The organism is Paenibacillus oryzae (genome assembly GCF_001675045.1).
GTDB classification, from domain to species: Bacteria; Bacillota; Bacilli; order Paenibacillales; family Paenibacillaceae; genus Pristimantibacillus; species Pristimantibacillus oryzae.
Genome location: NZ_LYPA01000004.1, coordinates 1 through 1,025 on the forward strand (window position 1 = coordinate 1; position 1,025 = coordinate 1,025).

A 1,025-nucleotide genomic window follows, 5' to 3' on the forward strand; every position below is an offset into this window, starting at 1 on the left:
TTCGAGCAATTGACGAAATCCAAGAGCAGAAGCACAAAGATGGGCTTGTTTGTCCACATTGCAAAACTCATTCTGTCGTTCGTTTTGGGAAGTACACCGTAAAAACACGTGCTGGAGAGGTCAAACGTCAGCGTTACCGCTGTAAATCCTGTCTCCAAACCTTTAATGACCTTACAAACACGCCTCTTCAACGAACGAGAAGACCTCATGTGTGGGTTCGTTTTATTGAATGCATGATTGAGGGCTATTCGTTGAGGAAATGTGCCGAGCAATTAAACGACGAAGTCACACATGTCACCTTGTTTTACTGGCGACATAAGATTCTTGCTGCCCTGAAACAGATTCCAACCGAATCATTCCAAGGTATCGTTGAAATGGACGAAACGTATTTCTTATTCTCCGAAAAGGGCAAGCGGAACATCACCGAACGCAAGCCACGTAAACGAGGCGGAAAAGCCAAATATCGTGGCATAAGTAAGGACCAAGTGTGTGTCCTCGTTGTCCGTGACCGTCAGAAAACGACTTACTCTGGCGTTCTTGGGCGTGGTCGCATTCAGACAACGAAATTAGATGAGGCGATTGGCGGTCATCTATCGGACTCAAACGTTCTTTGCACGGATTCCTGGCGGGCATTCAGCTCCTATGCGAATGCAAAAGGTTTGGCTCATTACCGATTTAAGTCCGACGGAAAACAACGTGTCAAAGGCGTGTATCATATCCAAAACGTAAACAGCTATCACAGCCGCTTGAAGAAATGGATGGACCGCTTCAATGGTATTGCAACCAAATATTTGCAACATTATTTGGCTTGGTTCCGTTATATAGACAGCAAGGAATATGAGAACACCTCATCGAATAAGAAAAATATGTTGGTCAAATCGTGCCTGTTTACTGTCACCGACACGAACACAAAGCTTCGGCTTTCTGCTTATTCTTGCTAAGCTAACAGACAGATTAATGTAGTAAATGAAACATCGCATAATTTGTCAAGAAATTCATTGAACAAAACAAAGAAGGTAAAACAA

Annotated in this window: 1 protein-coding gene; it reads left to right on the forward strand. The window is 43.5% G+C overall.

What is annotated here, in order from left to right; all coding sequences use genetic code 11:
* Window positions 1-941, forward strand: a 941-nt coding sequence (locus A7K91_RS00020) for an IS1595 family transposase (RefSeq protein ID WP_082967140.1), incomplete at its 5' end; no start/stop codon positions are given.
* Window positions 942-1,025: the final 84 nt, after the last annotated feature.